The sequence below is a fragment of the Pseudomonas sp. FBCC-B545 genome, assembly GCF_059134095.1.
The window spans coordinates 1,463,341-1,480,000 of record NZ_CP101441.1 but is presented as its reverse complement, the minus strand read 5'-3'; the positions used below and the strand labels follow the sequence as shown (position 1 = coordinate 1,480,000).

General features: G+C 54.6%; 26 protein-coding genes and 1 tRNA gene. 18 read left to right on the top strand and 9 right to left on the bottom strand.

What is annotated here, in order from left to right; genetic code table 11:
• Nucleotides 1–271: 271 nt before the first annotated feature.
• A complete protein-coding gene (locus tag NMB39_RS06895; RefSeq protein ID WP_494339488.1) occupies nt 272–1,483 on the top strand; it encodes a site-specific integrase in 1,212 nt (403 codons plus the stop codon).
• On the opposite strand, the gene NMB39_RS06890 is transcribed toward NMB39_RS06895, so the two are convergent.
• Entirely contained in the window at nt 1,476–1,970 is a 495-nt protein-coding gene (locus tag NMB39_RS06890; RefSeq protein ID WP_223496779.1) for a hypothetical protein, read from the bottom strand. The genes NMB39_RS06895 and NMB39_RS06890 overlap by 8 nt on opposite strands.
• Nucleotides 1,971–2,125: 155 nt before the next feature.
• Here NMB39_RS06890 and NMB39_RS06885 point away from each other — a divergent pair, with 155 nt between their 5' ends.
• From NMB39_RS06885 to NMB39_RS06875, 3 genes are all read left to right on the top strand, one after another.
• The gene (locus NMB39_RS06885) at nt 2,126–2,326 is read left to right on the top strand and encodes a helix-turn-helix domain-containing protein (RefSeq protein WP_223496781.1); all 201 of its coding nucleotides are present in this window, start codon (nt 2,126–2,128) and stop codon (nt 2,324–2,326) included.
• Nucleotides 2,327–2,444: 118 nt separating this feature from the next.
• Entirely contained in the window at nt 2,445–2,681 is a 237-nt protein-coding gene (locus NMB39_RS06880) for a helix-turn-helix domain-containing protein (RefSeq protein WP_494339489.1), read from the top strand.
• A 62-nt stretch (nt 2,682–2,743) separates the two neighbouring features.
• Complete coding sequence (locus tag NMB39_RS06875; RefSeq protein WP_223496785.1) at nt 2,744–3,148, top strand: hypothetical protein; 405 nt, start codon at nt 2,744–2,746, stop codon at nt 3,146–3,148.
• A 470-nt stretch (nt 3,149–3,618) separates the two neighbouring features.
• Here NMB39_RS06875 and NMB39_RS06870 read toward each other — a convergent pair whose 3' ends face one another.
• From NMB39_RS06870 to NMB39_RS06855, 4 genes are all read right to left on the bottom strand, one after another.
• A complete protein-coding gene (locus NMB39_RS06870; RefSeq protein WP_494339490.1) occupies nt 3,619–4,137 on the bottom strand; it encodes a hypothetical protein in 519 nt (172 codons plus the stop codon).
• Nucleotides 4,134–4,397, bottom strand: coding sequence for a hypothetical protein (locus NMB39_RS06865; protein ID WP_455911194.1), 264 nt, complete (start codon nt 4,395–4,397; stop codon nt 4,134–4,136). The genes NMB39_RS06870 and NMB39_RS06865 overlap by 4 nt, the downstream gene beginning before the upstream one ends.
• A complete protein-coding gene (locus NMB39_RS06860) occupies nt 4,394–4,579 on the bottom strand; it encodes a hypothetical protein (RefSeq protein ID WP_494339491.1) in 186 nt (61 codons plus the stop codon). Before NMB39_RS06860 ends, NMB39_RS06865 begins: the two co-directional genes overlap by 4 nt.
• A 121-nt stretch (nt 4,580–4,700) precedes the next feature.
• Nucleotides 4,701–4,928, bottom strand: a complete 228-nt coding sequence (locus NMB39_RS06855; protein ID WP_494339492.1) for a hypothetical protein — start codon at nt 4,926–4,928, stop codon at nt 4,701–4,703.
• Between the two features lie 321 nt (nt 4,929–5,249).
• Here NMB39_RS06855 and NMB39_RS06850 point away from each other — a divergent pair, with 321 nt between their 5' ends.
• On the top strand, nt 5,250–5,909 hold the full coding sequence (locus NMB39_RS06850) for a DUF4145 domain-containing protein (protein ID WP_494339493.1): 660 nt from the start codon (nt 5,250–5,252) through the stop codon (nt 5,907–5,909).
• A gap of 17 nt (nt 5,910–5,926) precedes the next feature.
• Here the strand turns inward: NMB39_RS06850 and NMB39_RS06845 are convergent, their stop codons facing one another.
• Nucleotides 5,927–6,130: a hypothetical protein gene (locus NMB39_RS06845; RefSeq protein ID WP_494339494.1), complete on the bottom strand. Its 204-nt coding sequence runs from the start codon at nt 6,128–6,130 to the stop codon at nt 5,927–5,929.
• A gap of 218 nt (nt 6,131–6,348) precedes the next feature.
• Between NMB39_RS06845 and NMB39_RS06840 the strand changes: the two genes are divergently transcribed.
• The 8 genes from NMB39_RS06840 (at nt 6,349) to NMB39_RS06805 (ending at nt 11,572) form a co-directional block, all read left to right on the top strand.
• The gene (locus tag NMB39_RS06840; protein ID WP_494343366.1) at nt 6,349–7,383 is read left to right on the top strand and encodes a ParA family protein; all 1,035 of its coding nucleotides are present in this window, start codon (nt 6,349–6,351) and stop codon (nt 7,381–7,383) included.
• Nucleotides 7,384–7,581: 198 nt separating this feature from the next.
• Complete coding sequence (locus NMB39_RS06835; RefSeq protein ID WP_494339495.1) at nt 7,582–8,034, top strand: DUF2280 domain-containing protein; 453 nt, start codon at nt 7,582–7,584, stop codon at nt 8,032–8,034.
• Nucleotides 8,035–8,479: 445 nt separating this feature from the next.
• The gene (locus NMB39_RS06830; RefSeq protein WP_177343012.1) at nt 8,480–8,656 is read left to right on the top strand and encodes a hypothetical protein; all 177 of its coding nucleotides are present in this window, start codon (nt 8,480–8,482) and stop codon (nt 8,654–8,656) included.
• 26 nt (nt 8,657–8,682) lie between these two features.
• Nucleotides 8,683–9,516 carry a hypothetical protein gene (locus tag NMB39_RS06825; RefSeq protein WP_494339496.1) on the top strand — a complete coding sequence of 278 codons (834 nt, stop codon included), beginning with the start codon at nt 8,683–8,685 and terminating at the stop codon, nt 9,514–9,516.
• Nucleotides 9,517–9,584: 68 nt separating this feature from the next.
• A complete protein-coding gene (locus NMB39_RS06820; RefSeq protein ID WP_186572827.1) occupies nt 9,585–9,929 on the top strand; it encodes a hypothetical protein in 345 nt (114 codons plus the stop codon).
• Nucleotides 9,930–9,937: 8 nt separating this feature from the next.
• Nucleotides 9,938–10,516 carry a tail assembly protein gene (locus NMB39_RS06815; protein ID WP_092359531.1) on the top strand — a complete coding sequence of 193 codons (579 nt, stop codon included), beginning with the start codon at nt 9,938–9,940 and terminating at the stop codon, nt 10,514–10,516.
• Nucleotides 10,513–11,097 carry a tail assembly protein gene (locus NMB39_RS06810; RefSeq protein ID WP_092359533.1) on the top strand — a complete coding sequence of 195 codons (585 nt, stop codon included), beginning with the start codon at nt 10,513–10,515 and terminating at the stop codon, nt 11,095–11,097. The genes NMB39_RS06815 and NMB39_RS06810 overlap by 4 nt, the downstream gene beginning before the upstream one ends.
• A gap of 43 nt (nt 11,098–11,140) precedes the next feature.
• Nucleotides 11,141–11,572 (top strand): hypothetical protein, encoded by a 432-nt coding sequence (locus tag NMB39_RS06805; protein WP_494339497.1) that lies wholly within the window; start codon nt 11,141–11,143, stop codon nt 11,570–11,572.
• Between the two features lie 144 nt (nt 11,573–11,716).
• On the opposite strand, the gene NMB39_RS06800 is transcribed toward NMB39_RS06805, so the two are convergent.
• Both NMB39_RS06800 and NMB39_RS06795 read right to left on the bottom strand, forming a co-directional pair.
• Nucleotides 11,717–12,388, bottom strand: a complete 672-nt coding sequence (locus NMB39_RS06800; RefSeq protein ID WP_494339498.1) for a hypothetical protein — start codon at nt 12,386–12,388, stop codon at nt 11,717–11,719.
• 9 nt (nt 12,389–12,397) lie between these two features.
• Nucleotides 12,398–13,321, bottom strand: coding sequence for a hypothetical protein (locus tag NMB39_RS06795; RefSeq protein ID WP_494339499.1), 924 nt, complete (start codon nt 13,319–13,321; stop codon nt 12,398–12,400).
• Nucleotides 13,322–13,542: 221 nt separating this feature from the next.
• On the opposite strand from NMB39_RS06795, the gene NMB39_RS06790 reads away from it, so the two are divergent.
• Together NMB39_RS06790 and NMB39_RS06785 are read left to right on the top strand one after the other, a co-directional pair.
• The gene (locus NMB39_RS06790) at nt 13,543–14,160 is read left to right on the top strand and encodes a recombinase family protein (RefSeq protein ID WP_494339500.1); all 618 of its coding nucleotides are present in this window, start codon (nt 13,543–13,545) and stop codon (nt 14,158–14,160) included.
• A 23-nt stretch (nt 14,161–14,183) separates the two neighbouring features.
• On the top strand, nt 14,184–14,957 hold the full coding sequence (locus tag NMB39_RS06785) for a hypothetical protein (RefSeq protein WP_494339501.1): 774 nt from the start codon (nt 14,184–14,186) through the stop codon (nt 14,955–14,957).
• Nucleotides 14,958–15,033: 76 nt separating this feature from the next.
• Here the strand turns inward: NMB39_RS06785 and NMB39_RS06780 are convergent.
• Nucleotides 15,034–15,110, bottom strand: a tRNA-Arg gene (locus NMB39_RS06780).
• A gap of 327 nt (nt 15,111–15,437) precedes the next feature.
• Between NMB39_RS06780 and NMB39_RS06775 the strand changes: the two genes are divergently transcribed.
• The 3 genes from NMB39_RS06775 to NMB39_RS06765 all read left to right on the top strand — a co-directional run bounded on the left by NMB39_RS06775 (nt 15,438) and on the right by NMB39_RS06765 (nt 16,561).
• On the top strand, nt 15,438–15,668 hold the full coding sequence (locus NMB39_RS06775; protein ID WP_306956321.1) for a hypothetical protein: 231 nt from the start codon (nt 15,438–15,440) through the stop codon (nt 15,666–15,668).
• Nucleotides 15,669–15,679: 11 nt separating this feature from the next.
• Nucleotides 15,680–15,859 carry a PA3371 family protein gene (locus NMB39_RS06770; RefSeq protein WP_306956322.1) on the top strand — a complete coding sequence of 60 codons (180 nt, stop codon included), beginning with the start codon at nt 15,680–15,682 and terminating at the stop codon, nt 15,857–15,859.
• Between the two features lie 375 nt (nt 15,860–16,234).
• Nucleotides 16,235–16,561, top strand: a complete 327-nt coding sequence (locus tag NMB39_RS06765; protein ID WP_003193592.1) for an Arc family DNA-binding protein — start codon at nt 16,235–16,237, stop codon at nt 16,559–16,561.
• Nucleotides 16,562–16,660: the final 99 nt, after the last annotated feature.

The window sequence follows — 16,660 nt, the reverse complement described above, 5'->3', positions numbered from 1 at the left end:
AAAACGACTTCAGGCTTGAAATAAACCAAAGCTATATAGAAGGAATGTCTGAGTGGCGAAATCGGCGAACACCGACAACAGAAGGAACTAGCAACATGGGTGGTGTCCCAGGGCCGGTTCGAACGGCCAACCTTCCCCTTAGGAGGGTCAATTTCGACCCAGCAGGCACAGCCACAAGCCCAGTATTACTGGGCCTTTTAGTCCCATTGAGTCCGTGAACATCGAGCGGTATAGTGCGTTTTGCTGCCACCCTGCTGTCACGGACGAATCCTTGAAATCCAAAATCACTCAGAAGCTAATTGGCAGCCTAGCCGCCGAGGCGAAAGCATACCGCGTGCATGACACAGTGCAACCCGGCTTCTTCATTCGCGTGCTGCCCAGCGGTCACAAGTCCTACATGGTCACTTGGGGCCGAAACAAGAATGCCACTCTCGGGCGTGTCGGCGTGCTTACCCTTGACCAAGCCCGAACCGAGGCCGCCCAGTACTTAGCCGATGCACACGCCCACGGCGAGCCCCTGGCCATCGCCCAGGGACGCAAGGGATCAGCCCTGCCCTCGCTGCGCGATTTCATCGACGACACCTATATGCCGTGGTTCAAAGCTCATCACAAAGGCCATGAGAAGACGCAGCACACCCTCAGCAATAACTTCGACCCAATCATGCCCCAGCGCTTGGACGCGATCACCGGGCGAGACCTAGAGCAAATCCGCACAGGATGGATGCAGGCCGGCAACAAAGCCTCGACGGTGAATAGAAAAATGGGCTCGATCAGTGGTGTTTTCAGTCGTGCCATTGAGTGGGAGTACATCGATACACACCCGCTGGCCAAGCTGAAACAGCTCAAAGTCGATTCAAAGGGGGTGATTCGCTACCTGGCTGCTGACGAGACCAAGCGTCTACGCGATGCCTTGGACGCTCGACAGGATGAAATGAGGGCCGAGCGTGAGAGTGCAAACGCCTGGCGGACGGACCGACACAGAGAGCCGATGCCAAGCCTTCTGGAACTGCCCTTCACCGATCACCTGAAGCCCATGGTGTTGGTATCGTTGAATACCGGAATGAGGCGCGGAGAGCTGTTCGACCTGAAATGGTCAGCGGTGAACTTCGACACGAAGACAATCACAGTCGCCGGGGCCACCACCAAGACAAGCGATACGCGCCACATCCCGATGAACAAGGAGGCCATTGGTGTGCTGGAAGCCTGGAAGAAGCAGGTCAGCAAGTCGCCGTATGTGTTCCCAGGTCAGGGCGGCGGTCGCTTTGAGGACGTCAAAAGCGCCTGGCTCAAGTTACTTGAGCGGGCGCAGATCGACAGGTTCCGCTGGCACGATATGCGGCACGACTTCGCTTCACGCCTGGTAATGGCCGGAGTACCGCTCAATACGGTACGGGATCTGCTTGGGCACGCCGATATCAAGATGACGCTTCGTTACGCACATTTAGCGCCGGGTACAAAAGCTGCGGCGGTTGAGCTCATATAGGCTTGTATGGCACGACAGTGGGCGAGCTCTTGTACTCGTCGACGTGCTTGAGGAGGCTAACCCAGTGCTCTCGAAGAACATCAATGTCGATATCCTCTCGACTATTAACGCTATGTGGATATTGATCCCAAAAAATTTTTGATTCGTAAATTGTTTCCTTGAGCCTGACTTCTTCGTAGCTCAGAAGCCTCGGACAGCACCATACAAGCATCATAAAGCGGAGAGAATCATCTGTGCTGTAGATCTCTTTAGAAAGCTTGTATAGGGACACCTGCTGCAATTTATCCTCTTCGGTTTCCTCGTCCCATAGATCCGCCTCAATCAAAAAGTTCGTTGCATAAACCTCTATCGCAGACTCAATTACGCCGGTTATCGACTGTCGCTTTTGTCTCGCAATGAGATCAATGAGAAATCTTACCTTTGGGTCCAATCGTAGTGTCAGCGCCTCAGTCTTCCTAGCGCCCTGGTTCGGCTTGTTCTTGGTCATCGAATCTCCCCCCTCTTGAATGAAGAAGCGTATACGGCACGTCCACAGAAGTCCATGCGTTCATAATAAGCGCTGCACATCAGTTGACGTGCAATATTTACTCATCTAGGATTGCTCTGCCGCTCGGAGGTCCCTGGGCGTCTTTGGAGATAAAAATGGAACAAGCACAGCAAATGGCTCCGCTATCAGTGAGCGTCGAAGAGTCTGCCCGCATTTTGGGTATCTCGCGCTCGGCCACCTACGAGCTTATCGCTCAAGGGGAAATCAAGACTTTCAAGATCGGCCGCCGGCGCCTGGCGTTGGCATCCGAGCTGAAGGCTTTCATCGAGCGCGCAGCACGGGTCGGCACACGATGAAGTGCGATAAGTATAAGGAGTGGGGATTGCGCATGGTTGCGCGAGAGATTGCCAAGGCGGTGTTCGAGCACCGCCTTAGCGAAAACACACTGGATAGCACCAACGTGAAGGGCAAACTATGACACGTCATTCTTCAACTGAGCAAGACCGCAAGATGATGGAGGCCCTGCGAAACGGGCCAGTATCAACCATCGAAGCTGCCAAAGACCTGGATATCGTCCAGCCACCCAACACTATCCGCCGCCTCAGGAAAAAGGGTCATGAGATCCGCACCTACTGGACGCACCAGTCCACCGAGCCGGGCCGCCCACCTCACCGCATCGCGAAATATATCCTGATGCGCGAAGCGTCGTAATCCAGAGATAGCGGGTGTCTCCATCGCGGAGCCACCCGCTCCGACTGTCTGTGAGCCGCTGAATGGCCAGAAAGAAAACCTACAAAGTCGATTTTGGCGGCGGCCGAGTTTTGGCGCTTCCCTATCGGCTCTTGGTCAGCGACGCCTTCGACAATCTGTCGACCAAGGCGGTAACGGTGCTGATCAAGTTGGCCAGGAACTACAACGGCCGCAATAACGGGGATCTTTCCTGCACGGCCTCAATGATGGCCAAGGGTAAGCCTATGGACGCGAAGACGCTTGCCTCAGCCCTCGCTGAGCTTATGGAGGCTGGGTTGATCGTTCGCACACGGGAGAGCCGTAAGGGCGGCAGAGAGCAGGGAATGGCCCGTTGCGCGCTGTATGCGGTCACGTGGGCAGCAATTGACGACTGCCCGGGAAAGGAGCTCGAGATTTCCCCTGGGCCACCGCGCTTCAAGTTCATCTGATTTCGAGTTTTTCGGTGGGAATTTTTCCGCCTAGTACTGGGAATTTTTCCCAGTCATCACCCCCTCATTGTCCGGTTGCGTCCGGTTATTTTGCTGAAATGGTGCAGTACTGGGATTTTTTCCCAGTACCTTTCAATGAAACCGGGGCCTCCAGAGGAGTACGTAAACGGAAAAAATCCCACCCTTTATAAATTACCACCACCAGGGGTTATTAAGATGGGACCAACGACCTACCAGCAGGCCCGCTGCACTCATGGTTATGCTGGGAAATGTAAGCGCATCGGAGGCTTCACTTTCCTTGTTCTCGACTGGCGACCTTGGACGACGCTCGGAATGTGCAGACCGTGCGCCGAGGAAGTGAGGAAAGACCTTATCTACCTCACCGAGAAGGCACCAACGGCCAGCAAATGAAAAAAGGGCACCACCCTGTTTCGGGGTAGTGCCCTCGATACCGCGAAAGTTTCGTTGTTTCAGGCTTGGTCCAAAGGAATGGGCCTGTAGTGCTGATCGCCGCCCAGGTCGTCCGAGCCGAACAGGGCCTGATTGACGGCCTTCCGGCTCCCCAGCATCTGGTCGTGTTCATCATGCGTGCCGATGCCCGCCGCTACCCACTCCGGCAGCTCCTTGCGGCGCCGCATCTCGTTCAAGTGCGTCCACCACCGGGTAGCGTGTGTGCGCTCGGCTGAAATCGCGTCGGCCACATCGTTGCTGCGCTGGTCCAGCAGGTAGTGCGGCAATGGCGCCGCCCTCTGCGCCTCTTCGTTCGCATCATCCAGCTCGTGTTCCATGCACTCGCACCACTGATAAACCTTGGTGTACCAGTCCTTTAGGCCGAGGGTGCCCAGTTGCGCGAACGCGTGAGGCGTACTGTCTTCAGGGAAGGTCTCAAGCATCAGCGTGAATATTGCGCTCACGCTCTCGAAGGCACTGGTCACTTCGTACAGATCCTGGACGGCAGTTTCGGCAATTGCCTTGTAGGAGCGACTCATTGATCACCCCCGGCGCAAAGTGCAGCGCACCCAGCCAACGCGGCCGTGATTTCCTCGCGGTTGCAGTCGGCGGTGTTGGCTCCCTCAGCGGCCAAGCCCCATGCAACGTCTAGCAAGTTACGAACGTGCTGGCTGGTGCCCTTATCCGCCAATGCGGCCCAGAGCACGGCCTCTACCTGGCGCAGCGCTATTTGGGCGCTTCCGAGATCCTCAAGCGTGTCATGGGCGACTTCTTGGATGGTGCGGGCCTGAGCGCTCATAGGACACCCCCTACGCATACACCGCGGATTGGTGCGGCGCCTGGCAGAACCTTGAAGCTGATGTCGCCCAGGATCTTCAACGGGGCCAGCTCGGTGAGCTTGATATCGGCCGGCAGCGCCATGGTGGCGATGATCTGGCCGCGCGCATCGAGAATTTGGATGGTATTCTGTTTAAATTGCATGACGTCTACCTCGAAGTTGCGTCGTGTGATAGCCAGGCCGCTGTTGACGCAGCGGCTTGGCACTCCTTCTGAGATGGCCCAAATCTGGACCATCCATTCGATCGGCTAAGGTTTCAGCCGATTACTGCTTACCCTTCTCGCTGATCCAGCCTGCCGCCCAGCTCAAGGGGTCTTTCGACTCCATCGGCTTGAGTGGCTTACCGTCGCGTGCCGCCTGTTTGCCCTCCTCCTCCGTTTCGCCGTGAATCCATACTGTCGTTTGCCTGAACCCAGCTTCACGCTGTCGCTCTTTGTAGATCCTTTGCCGATCAGCGGCAGACATCGGGGTTTTCAAGTCGTCTTTCTTCATAACAACCTCCGTTAGCAGTCACGATAAAACAATGATGCGCCATCGTTAGCAGTCACGCAAGAGGCGGGTGAAAAATAATTGCAGCCCCCAGATCTGGGGAGAGTGCACGACCGAGATATCACGGGATTGCGTGGCATCTACCGGAATCCCTTAGTTTCGCGAGGAGGTCGTAAAAGGGCTCGATCTGAAATCTGACCCTTCTGGATTTGAGTTCCGGATGTGTTGGGGCCGAGGGGCGCCACTCAATTGCAAATGCTAACGTCGAAAGCTCGGGCTAGTATCTGTCCTGGGATCGCCCCCTACCTAGAGAAGGAATTCGAAATGACGAAGCTGTTCGAAAAGCGGTTCTCTGAACTCGCGGAACAACTGGAGGAAATTGTGGCGGCCAAGGAAAGTCGGGCTAGCCCGCTGACGGGCACAGCGTCGACATACGTCGATCAAAATGCACTGCTCAATTGGAAAGTCAAAGCAAAAACGCTTCTTGTCAATACGTGCGGGGAATCGTCACAGCAACTGGCAAGTTTCATCGCCGCTGAGAAAGCCCCTGGTATGGCAACTAACTACGAGATTCTCAAACAACTAAGGGCGGTGTTTCTTGCCGTGAAGGAGGATTTCGAGGGGGGCTATCTAAATTCGCTCCGAAACCTAGTGCAAGCTGAGGTCTTCAGCAGCGAGCTCGAGCAGGCAGAAGAGCTTTTCGACAGAGGGTATGCAACGGCCGCAGCAGTTATTGCTGGCGTGGTGCTTGAGACCTCCCTGCGCGATCTGTGCTCCATCAGTGGAATAGAGCACAGCAGCATGAACAAGATGAATGATGATCTTGCAAAGGCCGGCGCATACAACGCAAACCAGAAAAAGCAGATCGCGTCTCTATCAGCGATTCGAAACAGCGCAGCTCATGGCAAGCCGGAAGAGTTCACTAAAGACCAAGTGAGGGGCATGATCGACGACGTGCAACGCTTCCTCGTGGCGCATTTCTAATCGGACCAAACCACAGGTCACAAACGCATCTGCCTTATCAACTGGCGAGGATCGGCGCCGGCGGATATTGCCGAGATAGCGTCCTTGGTCAGTTGGTCCAGGGCCTGCTGCTCGAACGCCTCGGCCATCGATGCAGCCTTGCGCACGATCAGCAGCGCGAGTTCTGGTGGGAATGCGGTGTTGGATGAGGCGGGCAGGTAATCGCATTCGATGACTGACATAGGGGCTCCGGTAGATGTGCTCAGCTTTGAGCATATCTCGGCGCAATGCCAGGCGAAAACCCTACAGCAACACGAAAAGGCAGGAAATTATCTTGCTGTGTGACGAATTGGTCTCACTGGGACGGTTTGGTCTCACTACCGGTGTTGAAATCTGCAGCAGCCACGGTGATTCCGCTAGAAGCACAAGCCGCAGCTCATGCTACGCTTCATGGCTTCATATGCGTCTTGAGCAGGGACAGCTAGTGCAAATTATTAGTATCTTCAACAACAAAGGCGGAGTCGGAAAAACGACCTACATCTATCACATCGCTCACTTGCTTGAGCGTGCTGGTCAGACAGTTTTGCTCGTTGATCTGGATAGCCAGTGCAACCTCTCATCCTATTGCCTCTCCGATCAAGAGCTTGAACGAAGCTGGAGATCGGAGAGAGGAAACAGCATTTGGAATGCTATTGAGCGCGTTTCCGTGGGTATGGGTGATATCAGAGAGCGCCGACCTACCCGCCTTATCAAGGAGCACGCCTTAGGTGAGTACGAGAACCTTTACCTCGTACCAGGTGATGTCATGTTGAGCTCTTACGAGGATCGGCTTGGAGACACATGGGCAGCGGCTCGCGGCGGCGACCCCATGGCGCTTAGGGTCCAATCGGCTATCTATCGATACATCCTCTGGTGTGCGGAGACCATTCAGGCGGATGTGGTGCTGCTTGATCTAGGCCCAAACCTCGGCTCGCTAAATCGCGCTGTCTTGGCGGCTAGCAATTACTTCATCACTCCCGTGTCCCCCGACCTTTTCTCGATACGAGGAACTGAGAACCTAGGAAGCAAGCTCAATACATGGCGCACAGGGTGGGATCAGTGCAATTCCTACTCTGATTTCATAGATTTTCAATTGCCAGCAGGAAAGCCCTGTTTTCTCGGTTACGTAAAGCAGCAGCATAATGTTCGAGACAACGAGGCTGGCATGACAAGGGGCTGGAACCTGTTCGGAGCGCAGATTGAGGGGGCGGTCCGCCAGAATATCGTGACTCGGCTGGAACCGTTGGGACAAGTTTTCCACTGGGGCAATGGCCTTTTTGACTTGGGCGGGATACCCAACCTCCATAGCCTTGTTCCATATTCTCAAGAAGCAAGAAAGCCTATCTTTGACCTGCGAAGTGCAGATGGGCTGACCGGGGCTCACATATCTCGCGCCCGTAATTCAGCAGAGTATTTCGAGCCGATGGTTGACGTCCTCCTGCAGGTCCTTGACTAATTCACTATCTCCGGACACTTCATACACGCCCCCCCCAAACAGACCAAATGAGCCGATTCGGACCGTTTGGTCTGACTGGCCGGTAACCACCCCCAGAGTTCCTTCGCCGTTACCTAGCGTGCGCTTCCCCGCATTGCCTTTGCGCGCCGCTTGGGCAACCATGAGGATTCTTGACAGACCCTAGACAGATTCCAGCCCATGGCCGCGCTTAACAACGAAATCAAAGCCTTCATCGTCCAGTCCCTGGCGTGCTTCGACTCACCCTCACAGGTCGCAACGGCCGTCAGGGAAGGTTTCGGCGTGGTCGTGTCGCGGCAGCACGTCGAGGCCCACGACCCCACCCGCAAGAGCAGCAAGGGCCTGGCAAAGCGCTGGGTGACGCTGTTCGAAGACACCAGAAACGGTTTCAGGTCTGAGGTGGTCAAGGAGCCGATCGCCAACCGATCCATGAGGCTGCGCGCGCTTGGGCGGATGCTTGAAGAGGCCGAGGCGCGCGGGCACCTGGTGATGGCGATGAAACTGATGGAGCAGGCAGCCAAGGAATGCGGAGACATCTACACTAGTCGCAGACCCAGGACTGACGCGGGTAAATCCGAGCCAGCAGGCCGCGTTGAGTTTGAATTCGTCCTAGATCCGCACAAGGACGCCTGACAGCAGGTCGGAGCAGCTATTCCGCCCATTGGGGAAAGCCAGCCTTTCGCTGGGGGCTGAACACAAATCGACTACCATTCGACGACCGATCAGCGAATACCGAGACGCGTCCAAAGCTGGACGCATCAAATCCGCGCCACGTTTTCAAATCTCGCAAAACGTGGCGCGGATACCTGACATACCTAAATGGGATGTCAGCCCTCCCCCCTCCATCCTCAATCTTAGGTTGGACTGAGCTGAAACCGCAGCGCTGTATCACTTTGCATACCCTCGACTTACTGCAACAAAAATCCCCTCCTAAATACGCTTCTATCCAACTATTTCAGTCCCATTCAGTCCCGTTTTGTGTACCACCTTAGGTGCACCCTAAAAGCACTGGATATGCGGCCAGATACTCCCTAATGTGAGCTTTGCAAGGCTTTCAACAGCTCACAGAGGATTGATCATGTCAGTCAGCGCCAGCACTACCAAACCCCGTGGCCCACAAGCCAAACCCACCCGCGCCGAAATCAATGCCGCGTGGGGCCGCCTACGTTCGGCCGCCGAACAAGGAAGCGTTCAGGCAAGCGCTCTGCTGATCGCGCTTGTTGAGAACCGCCCGCTTCACGTCGACGCCGCTTAATCGACCCACACATCAAAGGTAACTCAATGAAAATCGGCAAACGCTCCGTCCTCAAAGTTGGCTTGGCCAACCTCCATTACTCCGAATACGAGCACTCTCAGGTAGAGGCCCGAACATTCAATATTCAGCGACCCGATGGCACGAAAGGCACCTGGCAGGCCGGCGGCTTGCTGAAGTCGGTTCGTCATTTGCAGGGCTTGGCGCTGGAGACTTTCAAGGACCTTGGAGAAGAAATTCTCTCGATTCGCGGAAATAAAGACCTGAACGCCGCGGCCATCGAGCGCAAGGGCAAGGAGCAGATTGACGGGATCGTTCCTGCCTTGATGCCGGCTATGGAAAAGGCGGCAAAGGATATGCTGACGCTGGCCCAAACAGTGGTCAACGGCTTTGCTCCGGTCACGCCTCGCGCAAGCTCGGACGTTGTTGGCTTCCTGGCTGATCAGGAGCTACGAGCCATCGTGCGGAGCCTTAAGCCGGAAGAGCGCCAGCGACTAGTCGCGGAGGCACGCGCAGGCAGTCACCCCGACGTTGTAGAGGCGGTGCTCAGGGCAAACCCAATGCTCTCCGGGCTATCGCCAGAGGCGGCTGACAGCCTTTCGCGCGCAGGCATTGCCGCCTCGCGCGCCGAAGACATTGAAGGGCTCAAGCAGATGCTAGCGATCTACGATGACGTGCTGGCCACGGCCTCCAATGCTGGTGTCGCACTGAGCGGTATGGTCGCCAATTCGAATGGGTACACCGGCCGGTTTGAGAAGTGGCGATCGGGCTGTGAGGGCTCCGAAGCACTTCGCGAATGGCTGGCGAAAATGCCCACTCGCGCCACCGCAAAAGCGTCTCCTGATCAATCCGAAGCGGCCTAACTGCCCCTCCGTGCGCTACGCAAGTATTGGTAGCGCCGATCAACGGCAGACTCTGTGAGTGTGAAGACATGACCTTTCAAGAGCGTTTTACCGAAGCGTGCAAAACGCAGAAATTCAAACCCTACGAACTGATCCAGGGGCCGGATGCCGGCTACACGGTGTGGGAGGTCCAGCACGTCAGCGGCGGCCAGCAGGTGACCGTGGACGGGCCATTCTTTACCGAAGATGAGGCCAGGGTTTCGGCCGATCTGCTGAGGGGCACATTCCGAGGCGCCCGGGCCAGCGAGGCGATTTACAACCGGGTGTGGAACTACGACCCGCGCCAGGAGCAATTGACCATCGATCAGGCGCGTATGTCGCGCGCAGTGCTCGCCATTCGCCTTGGGCTTCCTGCCCCTTCCACCAATCCATAGGAGGCCCCATGGCCGCTACAGCATTCGATAACTCCCCTATGACCACCATCAAGCTCTACGGCCAGCTCCGACAGTTCGGCAGGTCCTACGACCTTGCCGTGCGGACGCCGGCGGAAGCCTTGAAAGCACTGTGCGTGCAGATTCCCGGCTTGGAACGCTTTATCTCAAATGCCAGGTCGCGTGGATTAGTGTTCGCCGTTTTTCGAGGTAAGAAAAACATCGGGGAGAGCGAGCTGAACTATCAAGGCCAGGGCGACATCATCATCGCTCCAGTGATCGTAGGCAGTAAGCGGGCAGGCATCTTGCAAACGATCATAGGGGCTGTACTGATCGTTATGAGCCCCTTCACAAATGGCGCAACTCTTGCGCCAGGCATTGCGTTGGCCGCCGGCGGCGTGATTCAAATGCTGAGCCCACAAGCCCAGGGCTTGAAGTCCAGCGCCGCGCCCGAGAACACACCTGGCTATGCTTTTGGTAGTGCGAAAAATACTGTGGCATCGGGCTTGCCGGTACCTCTCTGCATCGGACACCGACGCTGGGGCGGCGCCATCATCAGCGCGGCTATTTACGCTGAGGATCGGGTATGACTGCCATCGAATATTCACCACGCACAACCATTCTGCTCAGTGGCTCACTGGCCAAAAAATATGGCCGTCGACATACCTATGCTTTGTCCGCTCACGGCGATACCAGGGAGGCGCTGAGGGCGATCGATGTCAATCACCCGGGCTTCCTGAGCGACATCGCGCGAGCAAGGTCTATCGGCCTGGAGTTCGCAATTTTCCGCAACAGGAAGAACGTGGGCGAATCCGAGTTGACTCTCGGCGGGGCCAGGGAAATAAGGGTGGTTCCAGTGATCACCGGGAGCAAGCGCGCCGGCATACTCCAGACCATCATCGGCATCGTGTTGATCGTGGCTAGCCCATTCACCAACGGCGCTACGCTTGCCCCAGGGATTGCTCTTGCTGCCGGTGGCGTTATCCAAATGCTAAGTCCCCAGGCCGGCGGCCTGAAGACCAGCGCGGCGCCCGAGAACACACCCGGCTACGCCTTCGGCAGCGCCAAGAACACCACGGCATCCGGTAACCCGGTACCACTCTGCTACGGCAAGCGGCGGGTAGGAGGCGCGATAATCAGTGCCGCGATCTACGCCGAAGACCAGATGTAGCCAGGCTGCTATAAAGTCACCCATCAACCCACGAGGAAGAAATATGCACAGGATTCTGCTCTCCGCCGCTGCCGTGTTGCTGGCCGGCTGTTCAAGCACGCCGGTAGAGCCAGGTTTGGCCAAGCGCGTGCCTGCCGATCGGGTCTATGCCTACCAGGCCGCCGTTCCGGGTGGTGCTACGTTGGTGGTAAGCCGGGATAACGGGTTTTGGGCTTCGGGTGGCTGTATGGCGACCTTGCTCATTGACGGGAAAAAGGTCGCCCGCATCAACACTGGCGAAGTGGTGAAATTCCAGCTCAAGCCGGGCCGTCATATTGTCGGCATCGCTGGCGACGATGAGGGTAACGGCCTTTGCGCGATGCAGATCGGCCAGCCAGTCAAGGAGACGGCCTCAGAGGTGGCGGCGGGCGAGGTTCAGAAGTACCGAATCTCTGGCACGCAGAACGGCACGGATATTCGCCCCAGCTCGCTTTGAACCACCACCGTGTCGCAAACAACACAGTGTGTTGAAGCCTACACACTGTGTCGTTTTTTTGACGATACCAATTTTGGGTGGCGAGACTCTTTTTAACGAAAGAAACTTAGCCTGGGCAGTTTCAGCAATTCAAGGATCGACGAATTAGGTAACTTTTTTCCCTTTCTTCTCACCATCTTCATCCTCCTCTTCATCGTCCTCTTCTTCCTCATCATCAGTCGAAACTACAATTGACGTGACGAAAGCTGCCTCTTTACGATGAATACGATCAGTCATGTAATACAAGCCAAGCAGCGTGGTGACCAACATATTCGCTGTCATGAACATATAAATCGCCACTACCGACCACTTCAAAACAACAAGCCACGCACCTGAAACAATCAACTTTAAGTGAGGAGCAAGTAGCACCAAAGCGCTGCCACCAAAGTACAAGAACAGAGAAACAAATGAGAGATATCCAAACATAAAGCACAGGAATCGCCTGCGCGATAACGCTTCTGGCTTTCCTCTTCGTTTTTTGCGCGACGGAAGCACGACGGGAATACCGGGCATAGCCTTATCCATAGAATCTTTATTAAAAGTCGCAACCGCGGCTAAAGATGCTATGTAGAATCCTGAGACTATCTGAAGATAACTTACAATTACACTTATAACGCCCTTCTCAGAAAAAATTGGAATTCTTCCTGAAAAGCACAACAAGACAGCCATTAAGATCACTGTCAACACGCCAGGAATTACAAATTCATCTAATACTTTATCCTGCCTCTTAATACGCAAATAAGAAAGAGGGGTCAGCAATCTGTTGATACTGCCCATATGCCCCCCTTACTTTTTAAGTTTTCTCATTTCGCCAAGAAATTTTTTGTCTATCTCACGGGCGCACTGCGGTAGATCGTAATCTGTATCAATTAGTTCCATGCGTCCGAATACCGCATCACCGGCGTCCTCGCGCAGCGTAGAAAATCGCACCGAGCGTTGCTTGCCGCCTGGTTTCTTGAAGACTACCCGCATATCAGGATAGCCCTTATCGTTTCCAACTTCTTTAGCACGATTAATGAAATCGACGGCCGGTTGACCATTCACTTTTGAGTGAGCTTTAATTTTGACTACTGTCGTAATCTTATCTAGGGCGGGCTCCTCATCTAACTCTTGCACAGTCTCATTCTTGAATAACTCTATAAACTGCAACTCACCCTTCTCTAGATCATTCAATAATGATTGGCTCGCAAGACTATCGAAACCTATTACTGGATAACACGACAGCACAACACCATCGACATTTTCGAATTCTTTTGTCAAAAACTCTTTCAAAAGCGTATTGAAAAAAGGTGTCAGCTTAGACCGCCCAATACCAGGCACATCCTCTAATAGCATTAAATATTCAAGTCCATTTGGCTTTATTGGATCCAAATAAATTATTGCATGCGCTGATACGGCGACACCTTCACCATTCAACTTCGGCTCAGAGCGAATCTCGCCAGATTCCAGATCACTGAAAGCGGGGTCGGAAATTTTTGAATCAGAGTACTGAAATAAGAAACTAGCCCGACGCAAATCACTTTTAATTATCAGGCGGGAAATTCTGATACACGCGGTATTCTTATTTATCAACTTGTAAAGCTTTCCGTCTTTGAAGTTCTGTTTAAGAACTTTAAGACAGGTTTCTAGCTCGAATCTTGGCGCATCGTCCGGGGCCGACTGAAGGGTCACACCGTAAAAGTGAACCCATCTTTGATTCATTTCCAGCATTTCCTTGCCACTCCTTCCTTTTCAATGGCGGGTACGTTGCCGCATCCTTTTCCGTATGTTGCGACACCATACTGGCTATTTGCAATTTATTTCGGGTAAGCCTTTAGGTATGCCTGTCCAGATACAGGCTTATTTTGGTTTTTTTTGGCTTTCCGCTTGATAAGTAACACCCAAAGTGAAACAGTATTAGTAGAACGCCCTAACTGATACAGGCACCCATCATGTTCATCCGCGCATACCTCCGAGCATCCACCGAAGAACAAGACGCCGGCCGCGCCCGGGCATCGCTCGAGCAGTTCGCCAGCGACCATAACAAGGTCATCGCCAGCGTGTACTTGGAGAACGCCAGCGGCGCCACCGCAGACCGGCCTGAGCTGCTGCGCCTGCTCAAGGATGCCCGTAAGGGTGACGTGTTGCTGGTGGAGTCGATAGACCGCCTCTCCCGCCTCCCAGTGGAGGACTGGCAAAAGCTAAAGGCTGCGATCGATTCCAAGGGGCTGCGCATCGTTGCGCTCGACCTGCCGACCAGCCACCAGGGAATGCAGGACACCAAGGGCGACGAGTTCACGGGCCGGATGCTGGGGGCGATTAACTCCATGCTGGTGGAAATGATGGCTGCGATCGCGCGCAAGGATTACGAGCAGCGCCGCGAGCGCCAGGCTCAAGGCATCGAAAAGGCCAAAGCCGCAGGTAAGTACCAGGGGCGCCCCATTGACGCTGACCTGCATAAGCGCGTGACTGAACTACTACGCGCCGGCCTGGGCATCCGTGCCACAGCTAGGCACGCTAACTGCTCAACCACGACAGTGCTGCGCATCCGCGATCAATTATCGATTTGAATGGACTTTTCTCAGGAGCTACCGTGAAAAATTATCTGTCGCTTTTAAGTCATGGCAGCAAAATCGCTGGCGCTGCAGTTGGGGGCGCTGTCGGGTCACTCACGGGGCCGGCCGGCACGGTTGCAGGTGCCGCGGTCGGCGCTGCAGTGGGTGAAGCTTGCGTAGTAGTGTTGGATGACATTGCCCAACGAGTTCTTTCGCCGAGAGAGCAGCAGCGGGTCGCCGGTGTCGCAGCGCTGGCAATCGATAGTATTCGTGAACAGTTACTCTGGCGACCGCGAAGAGATGATGATTTTTTCGAGGCGGAAGCCGGGAACCCCTCACCCGCCGAGGAGGTTTTTGAGGGAGTCTTGCTCGCCGCGAAGCAAGAGCACGAACAGCTAAAGCTCCCCTACCTCGCGAATTTCTATTCCAACCTTGTATTCATGCCGTACATCAAAAAAGCCGAAGCTAATTTTCTACTCAATATTGCCGAGGACCTAACCTATCGCCAATTCTGCTTACTCAGCCTCATTGAACAGATTGCTTCGTTCAAGACCCGTGACGAACCGTGGTCCAGAGATAAGCCAATGCACCCGGAATCCCATGAAACGACATTAGAGGCTTTTTATTTGTACCAAAAGCAGCTGGCGAGCAGCTTCAGCATCAATGAGGCGCGAGGGGAAAATGTATATCAGCCGGGTCTGGTCATCCCAGCTTTCGCGATAATCTCAGGCCCTGGCGTAAAACTGGCCGGGTTACTGGGATTGCACGCGATACCTAAAGCCGAGCTGGAACGATTAGCTTCAGTCTGGTGACAATCTTTTTGCTGTCACCCTGCTGTCACAGTCTCACAAGACATGAGATTAAAACAGCTCTAGGCCTGGAATTATATGGTGTCCCAGGGCCGGTTCGAACGGCCAACCTTCCCCTTAGGAGGGGGATGCTCTATCCAATTGAGCTACTGGGACGAATACTGCCGTCAGCGCAAAAAGCCTGCCAAGCGATGATCGGCGAGCATGTTAACGGCCAGGGCTGATTTTGTCATGTCGTCCGCAGGCTTTTTGATTGTAGGCAGATACTTTTGTGGCATTGCAACCGCAACCCGACCTCCCGTCACCACGCATCGGTCGTGCAAATTGCACTGCCTTCATAATGCCATGCTTGCAAACTGCAAGCTTAAGCGACCGAATCTAAAGCTAACTAATTGATTTTACTGGAATAAAATATTGGCACGGCATCTGCAATGGTTCTATTACAAAAACCAATTGATCCAGGCATCCACGGAGTAGACCACCATGAACAGCGCCCTTCTGCTAGGCCTTAACACAGTGGCATTGACTGCCTTGGTGATGCTCCAATTCCAATCGCCTACCGAAGACACTGCGCAAATCAGCCAAGCGACCCCGCATTACCTTCAACAGCAACAACGCCCTCAACTCGCAGTGATGAACGCCACTTCGCAGTCACCTATCAGATTGGCCCAGGACGCACAAGGCGCGCCTGCCTCCGAACACTGGGTTTTCTGAGAACACCGCTCATGTCCAAGCTTGCCTGGCTTCTACTTTGCCTCACTTTCGCCGCCATACTGCTCGGCCTGGCCTCAACGGCCCAGGATGATCAAACCACCGCCTTTATCGCCAGCGCCGTGTTTGGCAGCCTGCTGCTCCTGACGCTCATCGTAGGCCGTCGAATCAAATTCGACCCTATCCTGCGCTGATGCCCCTACCTTATGTCGCCTGACATTAGCAAATAAGCAAACTGCCACTAGTCTTAAGATTGCGGGCAAAAGGCCACATTCCTTACGGTGTGCGCCCTTTGACTCGGATGTGGGACAGTCATGGGCGAAGATCGGCCACCCTCCGCTGATTGCGAAAAGTTTTCTAACCAGTCCGCAAAAACGCAAATCAGTGCTGGCATAAAGCCTGTAGGCAGTTCAATATTTGTCACAGAATTGACGCCAATGAAATGTCAAATCTGAGGCATGATGCGGCCTCTTTGCAATTCGGGTTGAACTTTGGTCGTGAGCCTTGTCTTAACACTCATCTTGCGGCCAATTCCAAAAACCGCTCCCCTGAACTAACCGGTTAAATATATGCGCCCATTGAAACAGGCAATTTATTCCAGCCGTACGGCTGACAAGTTCGTCGTACGTCTGCCAGACGGAATGCGGGAACGCATTGCCGAGGTGGCTCGCAATCATCACCGCAGCATGAACTCCGAAATCATCGCACGCCTGGAACAGAGCCTTATTCAGGAAGGTGCCTTGGGTGAAGAGTTGAGCATGCGCCTGGACAGCCCCGAGCTGTCACTGCACGAACGCGAACTGCTGCAGCGTTTTCGTCAGCTCTCCCATCGCCAGCAAAATGCTCTGGTCTCGCTGATCGCACACGACGTCGAGGCAGCCGCCGAAGCCAATTGATTGACACCAGAAAGCCGAAGCCAGCCATGTGCTGGCTTTTTTTTGCGCGAAATTTGGAAAGGCATGATGTGAACAGGGGGGCAGATTTGCCCCCGCCGG